Here is a 20,039-nt window from a genome sequence, read left to right on the forward strand (position 1 = left end):
CGCGGTTGCATGGGTATTTGAGCCAGAAAGAAGTCCCGGCGTTGGGGGGTGAACGTTCGGGGCGTTCGGTCAGTCCTGCGCCAGCGCGCTGTCGATCGCCGCCACCAGCCGCGGGTCGTCGGGCTTGATCCCGGGGGCAAAGCGCCCCGCCACGTTGCCGTCGCGGTCGATCAGGAACTTTTCAAAATTCCACATCACCTCGGGGTTCGGGTTGACGCCGGCGCCGATACGCTCGCGCCAATCGGCCTCGCCCACGGCGTCGGGGGCGGCGGCGGTCAGCGTTGCGTAAAGCTTGTGCTTCCCCTGCCCCGTCACCACCGTCTTGGCGGCCAGCGGGAAGGTCACGTCAAAGCGCGAGCGGGCGAACTCGCAGATCTCCGCGTCGGTGCCGGGTTCCTGCTGCTTGAAGTCGTTGGCCGGCACGCCCAGCACCACCAGCCCCTGGTCCTTTCTGGCGCGATACAGCGCCTCGAGCCCCTCGTACTGCGGGGTCAGCCCGCATTTCGAGGCGACGTTGACGACCAGCAGCACCTTGCCCCGCCAGTCGTCCAGCCTGGCGGGGCTGCCGTCGTTCATGGTGAGGGCGATATCGCCCAGCTGTCCGGTCATCGACGCGACTCCCTGATGGTGATCCAGCCGCCGCCCAGTACGCGGGTCGAGCCGGAATCGTAGAACACGCAGGCCTGGCCGGGGCTGACGCCTTCCTCGGCCGCGGCTAGCTCGACCTCGGCGGTGGTCGGGCCGGTCGGGCGCAGGATCGCCGGCGCCGGCGGGCGGGTCGAGCGGATGCGCACCATGATCTCGCGTTCGCCGGCCGCGGCGAAATCGCCACCGCCCAGCCAGTTGACCTCGGCCACCGGCACGATGCGCGTGGCCAGCGCCGCCCGCGGGCCGACGATCACCTGCCGCGAATCGGGGTCCAGCCGCACCACATACAGCGGATCGCCCAGGCCGCCGATGCCGAGGCCCCGGCGCTGGCCGATGGTGTAGTGGATCACCCCGCGGTGGCCCCCCAGCACATTGCCGTCCAGATCGACGATGTCGCCCGGCTCGGCCGCGCCCGGGCGCAGCTTTTCGATCACCGCGGCATAGTTGCCCTCGGGGACGAAGCAGATGTCCTGGCTGTCGGGCTTGTCGGCGACGATCAGCCCGTGTTCGGCGGCCAGCGCCCTTGTCTGCGCCTTGCTGGCCAGCCCGCCCAGCGGAAACCGCAGGAAATCCAGCTGTTCCTGCGTGGTCGAGAACAGGAAATAGCTCTGGTCGCGGTCGGGGTCGGCGGCCATGTGCAGCTCGGCGCCCTCGGGCCCGTCGAAGCGGCGGATGTAGTGGCCGGTCGCCATGCAGTCGGCGTCAAGCTCGCGCGCGGTCTGCAGCAGGTCGCGGAACTTCACCCGCTCGTTGCAGCGGATACAAGGCACCGGGGTGGCGCCGGCCAGATAGGCGTCGGCGAACTCCTCGATCACCGATTCGCGAAACCGGTTCTCATAGTCCAGCACATAATGCGGGATGCCGATGCGTTCCGCCACCCGGCGCGCGTCGTGGATGTCCTGCCCCGCGCAGCAGGCGCCCTTTTTCTTCAGCGCCGCGCCGTGGTCGTAAAGCTGCAGGGTGACGCCGATGACGTCATACCCCTCGGCCTTGAGCTGCGCGGCCACGACCGAGCTGTCGACGCCGCCGGACATGGCGACGACCACCCGCGTTTCGGCCGGCGGGCGCGCAAAACCAAGGCTGTTGAGCGGGCGCGTCGCGCCGCGCGGGTCGTGCATTGTCACGGAAACGGTCCATCGGATGGCGGGGTTCGCGCGAAATATAGGAAAAATGCGGTTGTTTACAACCCGAGCCGTTCACCGCGGCTTAAGACCCGTCATGCCAGATGGCCCCATGAGCATTGCTGAGGGGGCATCCATGTTTGTCCGAAAATCCACGCGGCCGCGCACCGTCACCCTGGGCGACGGCCGCATCCTGACGCTGGCCGACCTGCCCAGCGGGCAGGAACGCTGGGTCGCGCGGCGCAAGGCCGTGGTGGTCGAGGCGATCACCCACGGGCTGCTGGCCCGCGACGAGGCGATCGAGCGCTACGGCCTGACCGAGGAAGAGCTGGACGGCTGGATCGAGATCGTCGCGGAACTTGGCCCCGCCGCCTTGAAGATCAAGGCGATCCCGAAAAACCGTGGCGCGCGGAATGCCGCGGCGAACAATCCTTGACCTGTTCACCAGATATTAACCTATTGGACCAATGCTGGAGGCATCGAGGCGAAAAGACGGAGACCACGTCATGCGGATCCTGCTGGTCGAGGACGACCCCACCACGGCGCGAAGCATCGAGCTGATGCTGAATCATGCCAGTTTCAACGTCTATCTGACCGACATGGGCGAGGAGGGAATCGATCTCGCGAAGCTTTACGACTACGATCTGATCCTGCTGGACCTCGACCTGCCCGACATGAACGGGATGGAGGTGCTGCGCCAGATCCGGCTGTCGCAGATCGACACGCCGATCCTGATCCTGACCGGGGCCGACGACACCGAAATCAAGCTGCGCGGCTTCGGTTTCGGGGCGGACGACTACATGACCAAGCCCTTCCACCGCGAAGAGCTGGTGGCGCGGATCCAGGCGATCATCCGGCGCTCCAAAGGCCATGCCCAGGCGGTGATCCGCACCGGCCGCATGGTGGTCAACATCGACGCGCGCTCGGTCGAGGTGGACGGGCGGCCGGTGAACCTGACCGGCAAGGAATACCAGATCCTGGAACTGCTCAGCCTGCGCAAGGGCACCACGCTGACGAAAGAGATGTTCCTGAACCATCTCTACGGCGGCATGGACGAGCCGGAACTCAAGATCATCGACGTGTTCATCTGCAAGCTGCGCAAGAAACTGTCCGAGGCGCTGGGGGGCGAAAATCATATCGAGACGGTCTGGGGCCGCGGCTATGTGCTGCGCGACCCGCAGGAAGCGGCGCTGGCAGAGCGGATGGCCGTGGGGCTGTGACCGCAGCCGGCGGTCCTGATTGCGCCTTTGCAGGGGTATTTGGGCCAGAAAGAAGTCCTTCAGGGTCTTTCGGGCCGCAACCTCTTTTGGCGCCGCCGGCCGGCCGCTAGGCTGCGGGCCGGAACGCGGCGCCCTCTCGGCGACGGGCAATAGGGGGCAGCCATGGCGCAGAAGATCATCATCGACACCGATCCCGGCCAGGACGACGCGGTGGCGATCCTGCTGGCGCTGGCCTCGCCCGAACTCGAATTGCTGGGGCTGACGGTGGTCGCAGGCAACGTGCCGCTGGAGAGGACGCTGCAGAATGCCCTGACCGTCTGCGAACTCGGCGGACGGCCAGACCTGCCCGTCCATGCCGGCTGCGACCGACCGCTGAAGGGCGCGCTGGTCACGGCCGAGCATGTGCACGGCGCCTCGGGCCTTGACGGGATCGAACTGCCGGCGCCGACGATGCAGCCCGCCCCCGGCCACGCGGTCGATTTCATCATCGAGACCCTGCGCCGCGAACCCGCCCGCAGCGTCACCCTCGTCGCGATCGGGCCCCTGACCAATATCGCCACCGCCTTCGAGCGCGCCCCGGACATCATCCCGAGGCTGCGCCGGATCGTGCTGATGGGCGGGGCCTGGTCAGACCTGGGCAACGTCACCCCGGCCGCCGAGTTCAACATCCACGTCGACCCCGAGGCCGCCGCGCTTGTGTTCGGCTCGGGCGCCGAGATCGTGGTGCTGCCGCTCGATGCGACCCACAGGGCGCTGACCAGCCGCGACTGGACCGAGGCGATGCGACAGACTGGCCCGGTCGGGCGCGCCGTCGCCAGCTGGACCTCGTTCTACGAGCGCTTCGACCGGGCGAAATACGGGGCCGGGGGCGCACCGCTGCACGACCCCTGCGCGGTGGCCTGGCTGATCGCGCCCGACCTGTTTTCCGGCCGCCGCGTCAATGTCGAGATCGAGACCGAGGGCCGCCTGACCCGCGGCATGACCGTGGTCGACTGGTGGGAGGTGACCGGCCGCCCGCCCAACGCGCTGTTCATCCGCGAGGTCGACCGCGACGGGCTGTTCCGCCTGCTCTCGACCCGCATCGCCAGCCTCGACCGCAACCCCGCGCCCTGACGCCACGGCTGTCCGCTTCACCGCAGCCGGCGTGCTGACACAATGGCTGCCCGCGCTTCACCGCGGCCGGGCGTCTTCCGGACCGAATACACAGCCGCCGCGCCGCCGACATGCAGGCCCGCGCGCCTACCCCGGCTTGCGGCTTGGCCTCTTGCTCCAGGGTCGAGGTCATGAAGGGCAGCAACCGGGGTGGGGTGGCGGGCCCAGGACCTTTGCGACGTCGCAAGCAGGAGTTGCGTCACCCCGCGGCCAGTTCCTGCCGCCCCGCCGTTGGCCCGGTATTGCCCTGACACGACGGCGCTCGCTCACCGCAATGGAGTTCCGCGCACCTGCAACGCCAGCGGCACGTCGCCCTTATCCCCAACTCTTGACGCCAGCGCCGCTTAGCCTCGCGCCCGGCCGCAAGGGCGCCAACTCGCCGTTCTGGTCCAAATACCCCCTGCAACACTGCCAGAAGGACCTTTGCCGCCTGCTCTTGCCGCCCTCGCCGCTGGCCGGCATCGCTTCCGGCGCCACAGCGCCCACTTACCGCAGTAGAGCTTCTTTCCGGCTCCAATATAGCTGCAAGGCCAGCCGCACCTCCGTCGCCCGGCTGCAAGCGCGCCCACCTGCCGCTGTCGGGCTTCTTTCCGGTCCAAATACCCACTGCAACACTGCCAGAAGAACCTATGCCGCCAGCTCCTGTCGCCTCCACCGCTAGCTCGGGATCGCTCTGACGCCACAGCCCGCTCACCGCAGCGGAGCTTCTTTCCGGCTCCAACACATCTGCAATGCCAGCAGCACCTCCGTCGCCCTTGTCACCAACTCTTGTCAGCGCCGCTCGCTCAGCCTCGCGGTTGGCCGCAAGCGCGCCCACTTTCTGCTACCGGGCTTCTTTCTGGTCCAAATACCCCCGCAACACCGCCAACAGGACCTTCGCCGCCGATTCTTGCCGCGAGGTCGCTCGTTCCGCCCGCGCCACTCGCCACCCTCATGACCGTGTCGTCGCAACTGGCCACGCCACCTCCTGTTTCACGCAGCACCGCATCGCCTCCACCCCGCTGCCCCCGCGCGCCCGCACCGCTCCCTCTGGACACAGCCCGCGCAGTCCGGCATCCCGCGCACATGAGCAGCCAGCCCGCCCCCACCCCACCCGCGCCCCATCGCCACAGTGTCCTGGAGGATGCGCAGGGCATCGCCTTTGGCGGCGTGATGGCGGCATTCGGGGCGATGCTGCTGGGCAGCGCCGGGCTGATCACCGGGCAGCTGGCGGGGCTGGCGCTGCTGATCTCGAACGCGACGGATTACGGCTTCGGCCCGGTCTATCTGGTACTGAGCCTGCCGTTCTACGGTTTCGGCTACCGCCGGCTGGGGGCGGGGTTCCTGATCCGAACCGTCCTAGCAGTGCTGCTGATGGTGGCGACCTCGATGGCGCTGCCGCGGCTGATCGGGTTTGACCACCTGCACCCCGGCGCGGCGGCGGTGCTGGCTGGGTTCGTGTCGGGCTCGGCGCTGCTGGCGCTGTTTCGCCACCGCACCAGCCTGGGGGGCATCGGCGCGGTGGCGCTGGATGTGCAGGACCGGTTCGGGATCCGCGCCGGCTGGGTGCAGATGGGGTTCGACGCGGCGCTGTTCGCCGCCGCCTTTGCCCTGATGCCGTGGCAGCGGGTGCTGTGGTCGGCGCTGGGGGCGGCGGTGCTGAACCTGGTGATCGCGATCAACCACCGCCGCGACCGCTATATCGTCTAGGCCTCGACCCCGAGCGCGCGCTTGACGTTGGCGGTCCAGCCCAGCAGCCGCTGGTCGCCCGCGACGATGGCCGGGCGCTTCATCACCGAGGGGCGCGCGCCCAGCATCGCCACCGGCTCTTCCGCGCGCTCTTCCTCGGACATGGCGCGCCAGGTGAGGCTGGCGCGGTTGACCAGCTTCGGCCCGAAATCAGCGACCAGCCGCGCGCGCTCGGCCTCGGACAGCGGCGCGGTCTTCACGTCGCGGAAATCCACCGTCCAGCCAGCGCCCTCCAGCGCCGCAATCGCCTTTTGGCAGGTCGAGCAATGCGCCAGACCATATATCTCCAACCGCTTGTCGCTCATCGCATATCCCTTGCGTCAAAGATCCCCGCGGCCGGAGCGATCCCCCGCCGCATCGTGAAGCCGGGCGCGCACCCGCCGCATCGCCGCCCAGACCGCCAGCACCACCAGCGGCGTGAGCACCGCGACCAACACCGCGCGGTCCACCCCGAACTCGCCGGCCAGGGGCGTCGCCGCATAGCCCAGCAGCCCCACGGCATAATAGCTGATCGCAAACACCGACAGCCCCTCGACCGTGTGCTGCAGCCGCAGCTGCAGGTCGGCGCGGCGGTCCATGCGTTCCAGCAGCGCCTGGTTCTGGCCGCTGCGCTGCACGTCGACGCGGGTGCGCAGCAGCTCGCCCGCGCGCGCCGCCCGGTCGACCAGCGCCGCCAGCCGCCGCTCGGCCGAGTGCACGGTGCGCATGGCGGGCTGATAGCGGCGCACCATGAACTCGGTCAGGGTCTGACGCCCCTGGAAACGGGTCTCGCGCAGGGTGGCGATGCGGTCGTGGACGATGGCCTCATAGGCGCGGGTGGCGCCAAAGCGGAACCCGTGCTGGGTCGCCGCGGATTCCAGCTGCTGCGCCAGGTCCAGAAGCTCCTGCAGCGCCGAATCGGGGCTGCCGCTGTCGTCGCCCAGCCGCTCGAGCAGGGTGGCGAGCCTCGTTTCCAGCGTGTTCATCGTTGCGGTCAGCGCCCGCACTCGCGGCAGGCCCAGCATCGACATGGCGCGATAGGTTTCCAGCTCCAGCAGCCGCTGCACGATGCGGCCGATGCGCCCGGCGCCGACATCGGGGGCGACGAATACCGCAAAACGCATCCAGCCGGCCGGATCGACGCGGAAATCGGTGGCGGCGACCCCGGCCCCGTCCAGCACCTGCACCGCGACCAGCCCGTCGGCGGCGAACCACTGCCCCAGCAGCGGGGTGATCGCGGCCGGATCCTCGGGCATCGGCAGCACCTGCACGATCGCCGCCGCCACCCGCCGCCCGGGGGCGCGGGCCTGCCATTCGTCGGGAAACAGCTCGGCCAGCGCCGGATCGAAGGGCCGATGCGGCCGGCCGGGCGAGAAGCTGGCGTAGCTGACGAACTCGCTGTGGCTTTCCCAGCGCAGCTCGTGCCGGCCCAGCTGGGCGGCGTAATGCCCGGCCTCTGGCGGCGGCGCGGGGGCGCCGTGGCGCGCCACCAGCTCGGCCAGATGCGCCAGATCGACGCTGCGGTCGCGGCTGGCGGCGTCGCGCGGTTCCTTGAACGCGACATAGACCGCGGTGCAGGGCACGTTCAGCCGCGGCGAGGGGCGGGCGTGCAGCTCGTTCACCATCTCGTAGCGCAGCGGGTGGTCCAGCGGGCTCGGGGTGCGGGGCGGGTGCTTTTCCATGCCCCGACATCAACCCGCAAACCGCCGCCCGCGCAAGCGCTTCGCGGCGCCGGACCCGCCGGCCATTCCCCGCCGCCGGCCCGCCGCTGAGCCCATCGTGATCGCCGCCCCGGTTGTCCCAAGCCGTCTGCTGCGGCAAGATCGGGGCAATAATCACGGGACAGATCATGAGACCCTCGTTCAGACTGCCGATCGCGGCGATGCTGCTGGCGCTGGCGACGTCCTGCGCGCCCAGCAAGTTCAAGAGCTATGACGGCCCTCCGGTAACCCAGATCGTGGTGAACAAATCGGCGCGGCAGATGCTGTTCTTCAGCGGGTCGAGCGTGATCGCGGCCTATAATGTCGGGCTGGGGAACGAGCCGGTGGGCCACAAGCAGTTCTCGGGCGACGGCAAGACCCCCGAGGGGCTGTATTACATCGACCGCCGCAACCCCGACAGCAAGTATCACCTGTCGCTGGGGATCTCTTACCCCAACCCGCAGGATGCCGGTTTCGCGCTGACGCAGGGGCAGGACCCGGGCGGCGACATCTTCATCCACGGCTGGGGCCCCGAGGGCCGGGCGCTGGCGCCCCACAAGCGCGACTGGACCGCCGGCTGCATCGCGGTGAACGACGACCAGATCGAGGATATCTATGCCATGGTCCGCGACGGCACCCCGGTGCTGATCACCCCCTGAGACGCCGCAAGCAAGAGCCCCCACCGACCACGGCTCTCTCGCCCTGCCCAAGGGTCCGCGCCCCTGAGCGCCGCGCTCCCCCTTGGCCCTTCGGGCGGTTGAAAATATCCCGGGGTCCGGGGCAGAGCCCCGGTCCCGCGCCTCAAACCCTCCGCCGTTTCCAATAAAAAACCCCCGCCGAAGCGGGGGTTTCCTGTTTCCAGCCGCCGCCGGTCTCAGTCGATCATCGGCAGCAGCGCGTCGATGGACTTCTTGGCGTCGCCGTAGAACATCCGCGTGTTTTCCTTGTAGAACAGCGGGTTCTCGATGCCGGAATAGCCGGTGCCCTGGCCGCGTTTCGACACGAACACCTGCTTGGCCTTCCACACCTCCAGCACCGGCATCCCGGCGATGGGGCTGTTCGGGTCCTCTTGTGCCGCCGGGTTCACGATGTCGTTCGAGCCGATGACGATCGCCACGTCGGTCGAAGGGAAGTCCTCGTTGATCTCGTCCATTTCCAGCACGATGTCATAGGGGACCTTGGCCTCGGCCAGCAGCACGTTCATGTGCCCGGGCAGGCGGCCGGCGACCGGGTGGATGGCGAAACGCACCTCTTTGCCGGCGGCGCGCAGCTTGCGGGTCAGCTCGCTGACCGACTGCTGGGCCTGTGCCACCGCCATGCCGTAGCCGGGGACGATGATGACGCTGTCGGCCTCGTTCAGGGCCGCGGCCACGCCGTCGGCGTCGATGGCGATCTGTTCGCCCTCGATCTCCATCGCGGGGCCGGCCTCGCCGCCGAAGCCGCCCAGGATCACGCTGATGAACGAGCGGTTCATCGCCTTGCACATGATGTAGGACAGGATCGCACCCGAAGAGCCGACCAGCGCCCCGGTCACGATCAGCAGGTCGTTCGACAGCGTGAAGCCGATCATCGCCGCCGCCCAGCCGGAATAGCTGTTCAGCATCGACACCACCACCGGCATGTCGGCGCCGCCGATGCCCATGATCAGGTGCCAGCCGATGAAGCCCGCGATCACCGCAAGGATCAGCAGCCACAGCACCGCCGGGCCCCAGCCGGTGACGTAAAGGATGGTCAGCAGCAGCGACAGCAGCGCCGCCGTCAGGTTCAGCATGTGCCCGCCCGGCAGCTTCTTCGGCTTGCCGTCGATCTTGCCGGCCAGCTTGCCGTAGGCCACGACCGAGCCGGTAAAGGTGACCGCGCCGATGAAGATGCCCAGCGCCACCTCGATCTTGAGCATGGCGATCTCGGCCGGGGTCTTCTGCGCCAGCATCGCGGCAAAGCCGCCGAAGCCCTCGGCCACGCCCTCGGCCCGGGCGCGGATCACCCGGCCCAGCTCAAGCTGCGCGTTCAGGCCGATGAACACGGCGGCAAGCCCGACCAGGCTGTGCATCGCGGCGATCAGCTGCGGCATCTCGGTCATCTGCACGCGGGTGGCCAGCACCCAGCCGCCGGCGCCGCCGATGGCCAGCATGATGACCGTCAGCCACCAGTTGGCCGAGGCCGGGCCGAACAGCGTCGCCAGCACCGCCAGCGCCATGCCGACGATGCCGTACCAGACCGCGCGCTTGGCGCTTTCCTGGCCGGACAGCCCGCCCAGCGACAGGATGAACAGGACCGCGGCGACGACATAGGCCGCGGTGGTGAAGCCGTAGGCCGGCAGCACGTCCAGGACGACGTTCAGGGGCGCGGCGGGGGCGGTGGTGATCACGGTATTCTCCATCATCGACCCTTACGACTTCTGGAACATGGCGAGCATCCGGCGCGTGACCAGGAAGCCCCCGAAGATGTTGACGCCGGTCATCAGCACCGACAGCGCCGCCAGGATGATCACCCAGGCCGAGCCCGAGCCGATCTGCAGCAGCGCCCCCAGGATCACGATCGACGAGATCGCGTTGGTGACCGCCATCAGCGGCGTGTGCAGCGAATGCGCGACGTTCCAGATCACCTGGAAACCGATGAACACCGCCAGCACGAAGACGATGAAATGCTGCAGGAACGACGCCGGCGCGAACAGCCCGGCCAGCGCCATCACTGCGCCGCCGGCGACCAGCAGCGTCACCTGGTTGCGGGTCTGCTGGCGGAAGGCTGCGTGTTCCGCGGCCCTGCGTTCCTCGGGCGTCGGCTCCTTGACCTTCTCGCGCGGCTTCTGCGCGGCGATCGCCTGCACCGTGGGGGGGGGCGGCGGCCAGGTGATGTCGTGGTCGCGGGTGATGGTGGCCCCGCGGATCACGTCGTCGTCCATGTCGTGGACCAGCGCGCCGTCCTTGGCCGGCGTCAGGTCGGCCAGCATGTGGCGCACGTTGTTGCCGTAAAGCTCGGAGGCCTGCGCCCCCATGCGCGAGGGGAAGTCGGTATAGCCGATGACGGTGACGCCGTTCTCGGTCACGATCTTCTCGTCCGGGACGGTCAGGTCGCAGTTGCCGCCGCGCTCGGCGGCCAGGTCGACGATGACCGAGCCGGGCTTCATCGCCTCGACCATGTCGGCGGTCCACAGCTTCGGCGCGGGCCGGCCGGGGATCAGCGCGGTGGTGATCACGATGTCCATCTCGGGCGCCAGCTCGCGGAACTTTTCCAGCTGCTTGGCCAGGAACTCGGGCGACGATGGCGCGGCATAGCCGCCGGTCGCGGCCCCGTCCTGCACCTGGTCGGTGAAGTCGAGATACACGAACTCGGCGCCCATCGATTCGATCTGCTCGGCCACCTCGGGGCGCACGTCGAAGGCATAGACCTGCGCGCCCAGGCTGGTCGCGGCGCCGATCGCGGCCAGACCGGCCACGCCCGCACCCACCACCAGCACCTTGGCCGGCGGCACCTTGCCCGCCGCCGTCACCTGCCCGGTGAAGAAGCGGCCGAAGTTGTTCGCCGCCTCGATCACCGCGCGGTACCCGGCGATATTGGCCATCGAGGACAGCGCGTCCATTTTCTGCGCCCGCGAAATCCGCGGCACCATGTCCATGGCGATGGCGTCGACGCCCCGCGCCCGCGCCTGTTCCAGCAGCTCCGAGTTCTGCCCGGGATAGAAGAACGAGATCAGCGTCTGCCCCTCGCGCATCGCCGCCAGCTCGTCCTCGGTCGGGGGCCGCACCTTGGCGACCACATCCACCGCCGCCAGCAGCGCCGCGGCGGTGGGATGCACGATCACCCCCGCCCGCTCATAGGCCGCGTCCGAAAACCCGGACCGCGCCCCGGCGCCGGATTCGACGTGAACCTCGTGCCCGAGCTTCTGCAGATGCCCCGCAGACGACGGAGTGACGGCTACCCGCGCCTCTCCCTCGAAAATCTCCTTCAACGCGCCAATTCTCACCGGGCCCGCCCCCCTTTGTCCGTTGCTGCACCTGCATTAGCACCGCGTTTCGGACTTTCACAAGCCTGAGAGCGGGGCAGTCGCCATACGCGCACGCGCGAGGACGGCAAAAAACCGCCGCGCTGGGGGCGCGGCGGTCGGATGGCCCTGGGGCCGGTCGGTGGGTGCCGGGGCGAGGGATGACCCCGGCACCCGAGCGGCCGCAAAGGACCGTCAGTTCGTGGCGGGCGGGACCACCGTGCCCGGGGTGGTGGTGGTGTCGGTCGCGGAATCGGCGGCGGCATCGGCGGCCGCGTCGGCGGCAGCCTCGGCCTCGGCCGCGGCATCCTCGGCGGCGTCGGCCGCGGCTTCGGCGTCATCCACCGCGGTCTCGGCCTCGGTCGCGGCAGAGTCGGCGCCGGTCACGGGCGCGGTGTCGGTCGCCGCCGGCGCGGTATCCGTGGTGGTGTCGGTCGCCGTATCGGCCGCGGGCTCTTCCACCGGCACCTCGGTGGTGGTGGTTTCGGTGGTGGTGTCGGCCGGTGCGGTCACTGCCGGGGCGGTGGTGGTGGTGGCCGGGGCGGTGTCGGTCTCGGGCGTGGTCACCGTGGTGGTGGTCGTGGTGGTGTCCCCCGCGGTGTCGGTGTCGTTGCCCATGAAGTTCGACAGCAGCCACCAGGCCAGCGCCAGGGCCAGCAGGATCCCGATGATCAGCGGCAGCGGCGAGGCTTTCTTCTCGACCGGCTCGACATAGGTTTCGTTCACGGCGGTGGTGCGACCGGCCGGATCCACGGGACGGTGCGGGTCGGTGGCATCGGTGCGGCGCGGATCGTTGGGGTCGTAGTTGGCCATGTGTGTGACTCCTTGAAGCTGTTCGGTATTTCGGGACCGGTTCTGCCGCGCCGTCATAGACGAGGACAGCCCGGGTTGCGACCCCGTAATCCTGCGCTTAACACTCTGCTTCGACACAAGTTCCCCGGTTCGAACATATTTCCCCAGCGGAGGCAGAAATGGCGGAAACCCGCTTGCTTGACGACTATCGCCCCTGGCCGTTCCGCATCACCGAAACGCGGCTGGAGTTCGCGCTGGCGCCGCGGGGGACGGTGGTGCGCTCGGACATCGCGATGGAGCGCAGCGGGCCGGGGCCGCTGGTCATGGACGGCGGCGCGGGGCTGCGCACGCGCGCGGTCGCCATCGACGGGCGCCCGGTCGATCCCGCGCATCTGACCATCGGCGCGGAATCGCTGAGCATCGCCGAGGCCGCCCTGCCCGACCGCCCCTTCACCTTTGCCGCCGAGGTCGAGATCGACCCCGCCGACAACACCGCGCTCGAGGGGCTGTATCTCTCGGGCGGCATGTTCTGCACCCAATGCGAGGCCGAGGGCTTCCGCCACATCACCTGGTATCCCGACCGGCCCGACGTGATGGCGCCGTTCCGGGTAGTGGTGCGATCCGACCTGCCGGTGCTGCTGTCGAACGGCAACCCGGTGGCGCAGGGTCGGGGCTGGGCGGAATGGCACGACCCCTGGCCGAAACCCGCCTATCTGTTCGCGCTGGTGGCGGGCGATCTGCGCGCGCTTTCCGACCGTTTCACCACCATGTCCGGGCGCGAGGTGGCGCTGAACATCTGGGTGCGGCCGGGCGATCTGGACCGCGCGGGCTTTGCGATGCAGGCGCTGAAGGCCTCGATGGCGTGGGACGAACGGGCTTACGGGCGCGAATACGACCTTGACGTGTTCAACATCGTCGCGGTCGATGATTTCAACATGGGGGCCATGGAAAACAAGGGGTTGAACATCTTCAACTCGAAACTGGTGCTGGCCAGCCCCGACACCGCCACCGACGCCGATTATGAACGCATCGAATCGGTGATCGCGCATGAATATTTCCACAACTGGACCGGCAACCGCATCACCTGCCGCGACTGGTTCCAGCTGTGCCTGAAAGAGGGGCTGACCGTCTATCGCGACCAGCAGTTCACCTCGGACCTGCGCTCGGCCGCGGTGAAGCGGATCGAGGATGTGGTGACGCTGCGCGCCCGCCAGTTCCGCGAGGATGCGGGGCCGCTGGCGCATCCGCCCCGCCCGGATCGCTACGAGGAAATCAACAATTTCTACACCGCCACCGTCTATGAAAAAGGCGCCGAGGTGATCGGGATGCTGCGCCGGCTGCTGGGCGAGGATGGCTGGCGCGCCGGGATGGATCTGTATTTCGACCGCCACGACGGGCAGGCCTGCACCATCGAGGACTGGCTGCTGGTGTTTCAGGACGCCACCGGCCGCGATCTGGCGCAGTTCAAGCGCTGGTATACCGACGCCGGCACGCCACGGCTGGCCCTGGCGGAAAGCTGGGACGAGGACGCCGGCCGCCTGACCCTGCGATTTGCGCAGGCGACCGCCCCCACCCCCGGCCAGCCCGAAAAGCCGCCGCGGGTAATCCCGATCGCGCTGGGGCTGATCTCGCCCAACGGCGACGAGGTGCTGCCGACGCAGGTGCTGGAAATGACCGAGGCCGAACAGGAATGGCATTTCGACGGCCTCGGCGCGCGGCCCGTGGTGTCGCTGCTGCGCGGGTTTTCCGCCCCGGTCACGGTCGAGCGGCGGATGAGCGCCGCCGACCGCGCGCTGCTGCTGGCCCATGACAGCGATGCCTTTGCCCGCTGGCAGGCCGGGCATGAGCTGGCGCTGGATGCGCTGGTCACTGCCGCGCAGGGCGGCGACCCGGACCCGGCGTTTTCCGGGGCGCTGGCGGGGGTGCTGGGGGACGAGACGCTCGACCCCGCCTTCGTGGCGCTGGTGCTGCGCCTGCCGTCCGAAGACGAGATCGCGGCCGGGATCACTGCCCGCGGCGCCATCCCCGACCCCGACCGCATCCACGAGGCGCGCGAGGCGCTGGCCGAAACCATTGCCCGCGACCACCGCCCGGTGCTGACGGCGCTTTACGAGCGGATGAACCCGGCCGGCCCCTATTCGCCCGATGCCGGGCCAGCCGGGCGGCGCTCGCTGCGGCTGGCGGCGCTGGGGCTGCTGTCGCGGCTGGACGGCGGCGCGCTGGCGCAGGCGCTGTGGGACGCCGCCCCCGACATGACCCAGCGCATGGGGGCGCTGGCAGCGCTGGTGCGGCTGGACCGCGCCGGCCCGGCGCTGGCGCAGATGGAGGCGCAGTTCGCGGACAACCGGCTGGTGATGGACAAGTTCTTCACCATCCAGCCGATGGCCGCCCCGCCCGCCCGCGCCGTCGCCATCGCCCGCAGCCTCGCCGCGCGTTCCGATTTCGACTGGAAGAACCCGAACCGCTTCCGCGCGCTGATCGGGGCGGTGACGGCGAACCCGGCCGCGTTCCACGCCGCCGACGGCTCGGGCTACGACTTCGTGGCCGAATGGCTGATGCGGCTGGATCCGGCGAACCCGCAGACCGCGGCGCGGATGATGACCGCCTTTGAAACCTGGCCCCGGCACGACGCCAGCCGCCGCGCCGCGGCCCGCGCGGCGCTGGAACGGATCGCCGCGATGCCGTCGCTGTCGGTCAACAGCGCCGAGATGGTCCGGCGCATTCTTGCCGCCGGGGGCTGAGGGGAACCCGACGGGGCTTGTCCGCGTCAATCCTCAGGGGCAACCATCGGAATCACAGACAGATGAGCCAGATGCCGCCGAGAGAATCGCCAGACCCGACGGGCCGCCTGCCGGCCCGGACCGAGATGCAGCAGCGGCTGGACCCGCTGATCGAGGAACGTGCGCCCTGGCTCTATTCAGGGCGGCCGCACCATACCGCGGCGCGGCTGCTGATGATGCAGCTGCTGCAGTACCCCCGCTCGATCGAGCTGGCGGCCGAGTTCCGCGACCTGCCCACGGCCGAGATCATGCGCCGCATCTCGGGGCTGATCCTGCGCGACCTGCGGGTGGACGGGCTGGAACATATCCCCGCCACCGGCCCGGCACTGATCGTGGCCAACCACCCGACCGGCATCGCCGACGGGATCGTGCTGCACGCGGTGGTCTCGGCTGTGCGCGACGATCTGTTCATCTATGCCAACCACGACATGATCCGGGTGCTGCCCCAGACCGAAGAGCTGATCGCCCCGGTGGAATGGCGGCTGGAAAAGCGCAGCCACGCCAAGACCAAGCAGACGATGGACTATACCCGCGCTGCGCTGGGACAGGGGCGGATCGGGCTGATCTTCCCCTCGGGGCGGCTGGCCAAGCGCCGCGGGCTGACGCTGCACGAACGGCCGTGGATGGCCAGCGCCGCCATGATCGCGCGCAAGTTCGGCGCCCCGGTGATCCCGCTGCACATCCGGGCGCGCAACTCGGCGCTGTTCTACCTGCTGGACGCGATCCACCCGACGCTGCGCGACGTGACGCTGTTTCACGAGGTGCTGAACAAGGCCGGCCACACCTATCGCATCACCATCGGCCAGCCGATCGATTCCGCCTCGCTGCCCGCCCGCTCGGAAGAGGGGATCGAGGCGCTGCGCCGGGCGGTGCTGGACCTGCCGCCCCCCGGCCCCAACGCCGCCCATATGTCGCATCTGCGCGAAGTCCGCCGCCGCCGCCGCACCATCCACCGCCCGCTGGGGGAAAAGCCCTGACGGCGGCGCGCGCCGCCCCCCCTTCTTCCTTGTGAAACTATCCCAGGGGCGCGGCGGCTGGCCCCCGCTCCGGCGCGGCCAAGGCCGCAAGCCTTGCGGATTCCCGCCCGGCCGCTATCTCTCGTCCCGATGACCCTGCCCACGCCCGACACGCTGCCGCTTGCCACCCCCGGCGCCGCCCCCGCGCCGCAATGGCTGCTGACCCCCGGCCTGATGCCGCATCCGCAGGCCGTCGCCTGGATGGAGAGCCGCGTCGCCGGGATCGCGGCCGGCACCGCGCCCGAGACGATCTGGCTGGTCGAGCATCCGCCGCTTTACACGGCCGGCACCTCGGCCCGCCCCGGGGACCTGACCGACCCGCATCGGTTTCCGGTCCACCAGACCGGGCGCGGCGGCCAGTACACCTATCACGGGCCGGGGCAGCGGGTGGTCTATGTCATGCTCGACCTCAACCGCCGCGGCCGCGACGTGCGTCATTTCGTCCGGGCGCTCGAGGGCTGGGTGATCGCGACCCTGGCCGAGTTCGGCCTGCGCGGCGAGATCCGCGAGGGCCGGGTGGGCGTCTGGATCGCCCGCCCCGACAAGCCCCCCCTGCCCGACGGCACCGCGCGCGAGGACAAGATCGCGGCCATCGGCATCAAGCTGCGCCGCTGGATCAGCTTCCACGGGCTGGCGATCAACGTCGAGCCCGACCTGTCGCATTACGCCGGCATCGTGCCCTGCGGAATCAGCGGCCACGGGGTCACCAGCCTGGTCGATCTGGGCCTGCCGGTGACCATGGCCGACCTGGATCACGCGTTGCTGAACGGATTTGTTCGTGCAATGGGACCGGGAACCGAATCCGTATGACTTTTGTAGTGTCGTGCGGGGGACTGGAATGATATGCCCGGCGCGAGGGGTTTCCCTCGCAGGGATGGAACCGCTGAGGAAGGACGGAAGACGAATGAGAATCAGCCTTTACGCCACGCTCGCCACGCTTGCTCTGGCAGTGCCGGCCGTTGCCCAGGACGGCGATGCCGAAAAGGGTCAGAAGGAATTCAACAAGTGCAAGGCCTGCCACATGGTGCAGGCGCCGGACGGCACCGACATCGTCAAGGGCGGCAAGACCGGCCCGAACCTGTACGGCATCGTCGGTTCCAAGCCGGCTGCGGAAGAGGGCTTCAAATACGGTGAGGGCATTCTCGAACTGGCCGAGAAGAACCCCGACATGGTCTGGGACGAAGCGTCGCTGATCGAATACATGACCGATCCGGGCGCCTATCTGAAAGCCCACACCGGCGACGACAAGGCCAAGACCAAGATGACCTTCAAGCTGAACAAGAACCAGGCCGACGTGGCCGCGTTCCTGGCCGCGCATTCGCCCGACGAGGGCTGATCCCGCACCGGCCGCCGTTCCCCGGCGGCCACACGGGCGGACCCGGCGGGTCCGCCTCTGCCTGCCCCCGACGGCGACACCGGCCGGGGGCATTTTCCTTCCCCCTTCCCTTCCCGCGCCCCTCTCCTGCCCGGTTTTCGCGGCCCTGCCGCTGCCCAGCCCCATCTCCTCATCCTTTCGGCCTTTTTGTCGCACTCTGCATGGCGCGACACATTGCCCCAGCCGGAATCCTGCTCTAGAGTTTCGGCTGAGTCCCACCGGCCCCGCCGGTCCGGCAAGATTCTGAGGAGAGCATTCGCATGGCAGACGCCGCCGTTCCCGGCCATGGTGCGCAGCATGATACCCGCGGGTTCTTCACCCGCTGGTTCATGTCCACCAACCACAAGGATATCGGGGTCCTTTACCTGTTCACCGCCGGGATAGTGGGGCTGATCTCGGTCTGCTTCACCGTCTACATGCGGATGGAGCTGCAGCACCCCGGCGTGCAGTACATGTGCCTCGAGGGCGCGCGCTTCATCGCCGACGCCAGCGCCGAATGCACCCCCAACGGGCATCTGTGGAACGTGATGATCACCTATCACGGCATCCTGATGATGTTCTTCGTCGTGATCCCGGCGCTGTTCGGCGGTTTCGGCAACTATTTCCTGCCGCTGCACATCGGCGCGCCGGACATGGCGTTCCCGCGGCTGAACAACCTGTCCTACTGGATGTATGTCTGCGGCGTCGCGCTGGGGCTGGCGTCGCTGATCGCGCCGGGTGGCAACGACCAGATGGGCTCGGGCGTGGGCTGGGTGCTCTACCCGCCGCTGTCGACGACCGAGGCCGGCTATTCGATGGACCTGGCGATCTTTGCGGTGCACGTCTCGGGCGCCTCGTCGATCCTGGGGGCGATCAACATCATCACCACCTTCCTGAACATGCGCGCGCCGGGGATGACCCTGTTCAAGGTGCCGCTGTTCGCCTGGTCGGTGTTCATCACCGCCTGGATGATCCTGCTGTCGCTGCCGGTGCTGGCGGGCGGTATCACCATGCTGCTGATGGACCGCAACTTCGGCACCAACTTCTTCAACCCCGCCGGCGGCGGCGACCCGGTTCTGTACCAGCATATCCTGTGGTTCTTCGGCCACCCCGAGGTCTACATGATCATCCTGCCCGGCTTCGGGATCATCAGCCACGTCATCGCCACCTTCGCGCGCAAGCCGATCTTCGGCTATCTGCCGATGGTGCTGGCGATGGCGGCGATCGCGATCCTGGGCTTCGTGGTCTGGGCGCACCACATGTACACCGCCGGCATGTCGCTGACCCAGCAGGCCTATTTCATGCTGGCCACCATGACCATCGCGGTGCCGACCGGCATCAAGGTGTTCTCGTGGATCGCCACGATGTGGGGCGGCTCGATCGAGTTCAAGACGCCGATGCTCTGGGCCTTCGGCTTCCTGTTCCTGTTCACCGTCGGCGGCGTGACCGGCGTCGTCATCAGCCAGGCGCCGCTGGACCGGGTGTATCACGACACCTACTACATCGTGGCGCATTTCCACTATGTGATGTCGCTGGGCGCCGTCTTCGCCATCTTCGCCGGGTCGTATTTCTGGATCGGCAAGATGAGCGGGCGCCAGTATCCCGAATGGGCCGGCAAGCTGCATTTCTGGATGATGTTCATCGGCTCGAACCTCATCTTCTTCCCGCAGCACTTCCTGGGCCAGCAGGGGATGCCGCGCCGCTACATCGACTATCCCGAGGCCTTCGCCTACTGGAACAACATCTCGTCGCTGGGCGCCTATCTGTCGTTCGCCTCGTTCCTACTGTTCATCGGCATCGTGTTCTACACGCTGTTCGCCGGCAAGCGCGTGACCGAGAACAACTACTGGAACGAATACGCCGACACGCTGGAATGGAGCCTGCCCTCGCCGCCGCCCGAGCATACGTTCGAGCAGCTGCCCAGGCCCGAGGACTGGGACCGGGCGCGCGCCCACTGATCCCGCCCCGGCAAGTCCCGCGGCCCCGGAGCGATCCGGGGCCGTTTTTCGTGCCCCCTTACGGACCCTGCCCCTTCGATGCCCTATGCCTGGCAGCCTGATGCCCCGGACGGCGCCCGCCGGCTGCTGATCTGGCGCCACCGCTCGCTGACCGTCCATGGTTTCGTCTGGTTCATCGGCGCTACCGCCCTGCTGCTGGTGCTGCCGCTGGTGGCGCTGACCGGCTCGGCGGTGATGTGGGGGCTGCTGCCGTTCGCGCTGGCGGCGCTGACCGGGCTCTGGTGGGCGATGCAGCGCCACTGGCGCGGCGGCGGCAGCTTCGAGGAGCTGACCCTGACCCCCGACACCCTGCTGGTCAGCCGCCACGACCCCGGCCGCCCCCCGCGACAGTGGCAGGCCAACCCCTATTGGGTGCGGCTGACCCTGCGCCGCGACGGCCCGGTCGAGGATTACCTGACCCTGACCGACGGCCAGCGCGAGATCGAGCTCGGCGCCCTGCTCTCGCCCGAGGAACGCCGCCAGCTGCGCGACGAACTCGCCGCCGCCCTGGGCGGGCTCACCCCCCGCTGACCCTCCGCGCTTTCATCTTGCCCGAAATATCCCGGGCTT

Annotated in this window: 18 protein-coding genes; 11 read left to right on the forward strand and 7 right to left on the reverse strand. The window is 68.8% G+C overall.

All coding sequences use genetic code 11. The features are described 5' to 3' along the window. Positions 1–69: 69 nt before the first annotated feature. Both BUB57_RS04235 and mnmA read right to left on the reverse strand, forming a co-directional pair. The gene (locus BUB57_RS04235) at positions 70–609 is read right to left on the reverse strand and encodes a glutathione peroxidase (protein WP_073062659.1); all 540 of its coding nucleotides are present in this window, start codon (positions 607–609) and stop codon (positions 70–72) included. Then, positions 606–1,766 (reverse strand): tRNA 2-thiouridine(34) synthase MnmA, encoded by a 1,161-nt coding sequence (gene mnmA / locus BUB57_RS04240; RefSeq protein WP_073062662.1) that lies wholly within the window; start codon positions 1,764–1,766, stop codon positions 606–608. The genes BUB57_RS04235 and mnmA overlap by 4 nt, the downstream gene beginning before the upstream one ends. Positions 1,767–1,881: 115 nt before the next feature. Between mnmA and BUB57_RS04245 the strand changes: the two genes are divergently transcribed. From BUB57_RS04245 to BUB57_RS04260, 4 genes are all read left to right on the forward strand, one after another. Beyond that, positions 1,882–2,205 carry a DUF1153 domain-containing protein gene (locus BUB57_RS04245; RefSeq protein WP_234951980.1) on the forward strand — a complete coding sequence of 108 codons (324 nt, stop codon included), beginning with the start codon at positions 1,882–1,884 and terminating at the stop codon, positions 2,203–2,205. Positions 2,206–2,275: 70 nt separating this feature from the next. After that, positions 2,276–2,989 (forward strand): response regulator transcription factor CtrA, encoded by a 714-nt coding sequence (gene ctrA / locus BUB57_RS04250; RefSeq protein WP_073062671.1) that lies wholly within the window; start codon positions 2,276–2,278, stop codon positions 2,987–2,989. 162 nt (positions 2,990–3,151) lie between these two features. After that, positions 3,152–4,102 carry a nucleoside hydrolase gene (locus BUB57_RS04255; RefSeq protein ID WP_073062676.1) on the forward strand — a complete coding sequence of 317 codons (951 nt, stop codon included), beginning with the start codon at positions 3,152–3,154 and terminating at the stop codon, positions 4,100–4,102. Between the two features lie 1,104 nt (positions 4,103–5,206). Further along, positions 5,207–5,830 (forward strand): YitT family protein, encoded by a 624-nt coding sequence (locus BUB57_RS04260; protein ID WP_073062678.1) that lies wholly within the window; start codon positions 5,207–5,209, stop codon positions 5,828–5,830. Here the strand turns inward: BUB57_RS04260 and BUB57_RS04265 are convergent. Together BUB57_RS04265 and BUB57_RS04270 are read right to left on the reverse strand one after the other, a co-directional pair. Then, entirely contained in the window at positions 5,827–6,174 is a 348-nt protein-coding gene (locus BUB57_RS04265; RefSeq protein ID WP_200796407.1) for an arsenate reductase family protein, read from the reverse strand. The two genes, BUB57_RS04260 and BUB57_RS04265, sit on opposite strands and share 4 nt — an antisense overlap. Before the next feature lie 15 nt (positions 6,175–6,189). After that, positions 6,190–7,530: a DUF3422 family protein gene (locus BUB57_RS04270; protein WP_073062681.1), complete on the reverse strand. Its 1,341-nt coding sequence runs from the start codon at positions 7,528–7,530 to the stop codon at positions 6,190–6,192. 167 nt (positions 7,531–7,697) lie between these two features. Here BUB57_RS04270 and BUB57_RS04275 point away from each other — a divergent pair, with 167 nt between their 5' ends. Then, a complete protein-coding gene (locus BUB57_RS04275) occupies positions 7,698–8,207 on the forward strand; it encodes a L,D-transpeptidase family protein (RefSeq protein WP_073062685.1) in 510 nt (169 codons plus the stop codon). A gap of 215 nt (positions 8,208–8,422) precedes the next feature. Here the strand turns inward: BUB57_RS04275 and BUB57_RS04280 are convergent, their stop codons facing one another. The 3 genes from BUB57_RS04280 to BUB57_RS16715 all read right to left on the reverse strand — a co-directional run bounded on the left by BUB57_RS04280 (position 8,423) and on the right by BUB57_RS16715 (position 12,343). Then, entirely contained in the window at positions 8,423–9,931 is a 1,509-nt protein-coding gene (locus BUB57_RS04280; RefSeq protein ID WP_234951981.1) for an NAD(P)(+) transhydrogenase (Re/Si-specific) subunit beta, read from the reverse strand. 6 nt (positions 9,932–9,937) lie between these two features. Continuing rightward, a complete protein-coding gene (locus BUB57_RS04285) occupies positions 9,938–11,512 on the reverse strand; it encodes a Re/Si-specific NAD(P)(+) transhydrogenase subunit alpha (protein ID WP_073062688.1) in 1,575 nt (524 codons plus the stop codon). Between the two features lie 213 nt (positions 11,513–11,725). Next, positions 11,726–12,343: a hypothetical protein gene (locus BUB57_RS16715; protein WP_073062692.1), complete on the reverse strand. Its 618-nt coding sequence runs from the start codon at positions 12,341–12,343 to the stop codon at positions 11,726–11,728. Positions 12,344–12,501: 158 nt separating this feature from the next. On the opposite strand from BUB57_RS16715, the gene pepN reads away from it, so the two are divergent. The 6 genes from pepN to BUB57_RS04320 all read left to right on the forward strand — a co-directional run bounded on the left by pepN (position 12,502) and on the right by BUB57_RS04320 (position 20,000). Then, positions 12,502–15,063 (forward strand): aminopeptidase N, encoded by a 2,562-nt coding sequence (pepN, locus tag BUB57_RS04295; RefSeq protein ID WP_073062695.1) that lies wholly within the window; start codon positions 12,502–12,504, stop codon positions 15,061–15,063. A gap of 71 nt (positions 15,064–15,134) precedes the next feature. Further along, complete coding sequence (locus tag BUB57_RS04300) at positions 15,135–16,079, forward strand: lysophospholipid acyltransferase family protein (protein ID WP_234951982.1); 945 nt, start codon at positions 15,135–15,137, stop codon at positions 16,077–16,079. Positions 16,080–16,208: 129 nt separating this feature from the next. Continuing rightward, a complete protein-coding gene (gene lipB / locus BUB57_RS04305; RefSeq protein WP_073062698.1) occupies positions 16,209–16,928 on the forward strand; it encodes a lipoyl(octanoyl) transferase LipB in 720 nt (239 codons plus the stop codon). Between the two features lie 94 nt (positions 16,929–17,022). Beyond that, complete coding sequence (locus BUB57_RS04310; RefSeq protein WP_073062708.1) at positions 17,023–17,454, forward strand: c-type cytochrome; 432 nt, start codon at positions 17,023–17,025, stop codon at positions 17,452–17,454. A gap of 299 nt (positions 17,455–17,753) precedes the next feature. After that, complete coding sequence (locus BUB57_RS04315) at positions 17,754–19,430, forward strand: cytochrome c oxidase subunit I (RefSeq protein WP_073062711.1); 1,677 nt, start codon at positions 17,754–17,756, stop codon at positions 19,428–19,430. A 78-nt stretch (positions 19,431–19,508) separates the two neighbouring features. Further along, complete coding sequence (locus tag BUB57_RS04320) at positions 19,509–20,000, forward strand: DUF2244 domain-containing protein (RefSeq protein ID WP_073062715.1); 492 nt, start codon at positions 19,509–19,511, stop codon at positions 19,998–20,000. Positions 20,001–20,039 lie beyond the last annotated feature (39 nt).

The organism is Paracoccus solventivorans (assembly GCF_900142875.1).
In the GTDB taxonomy this organism is placed as follows: Bacteria; Pseudomonadota; Alphaproteobacteria; order Rhodobacterales; family Rhodobacteraceae; genus Paracoccus; species Paracoccus solventivorans.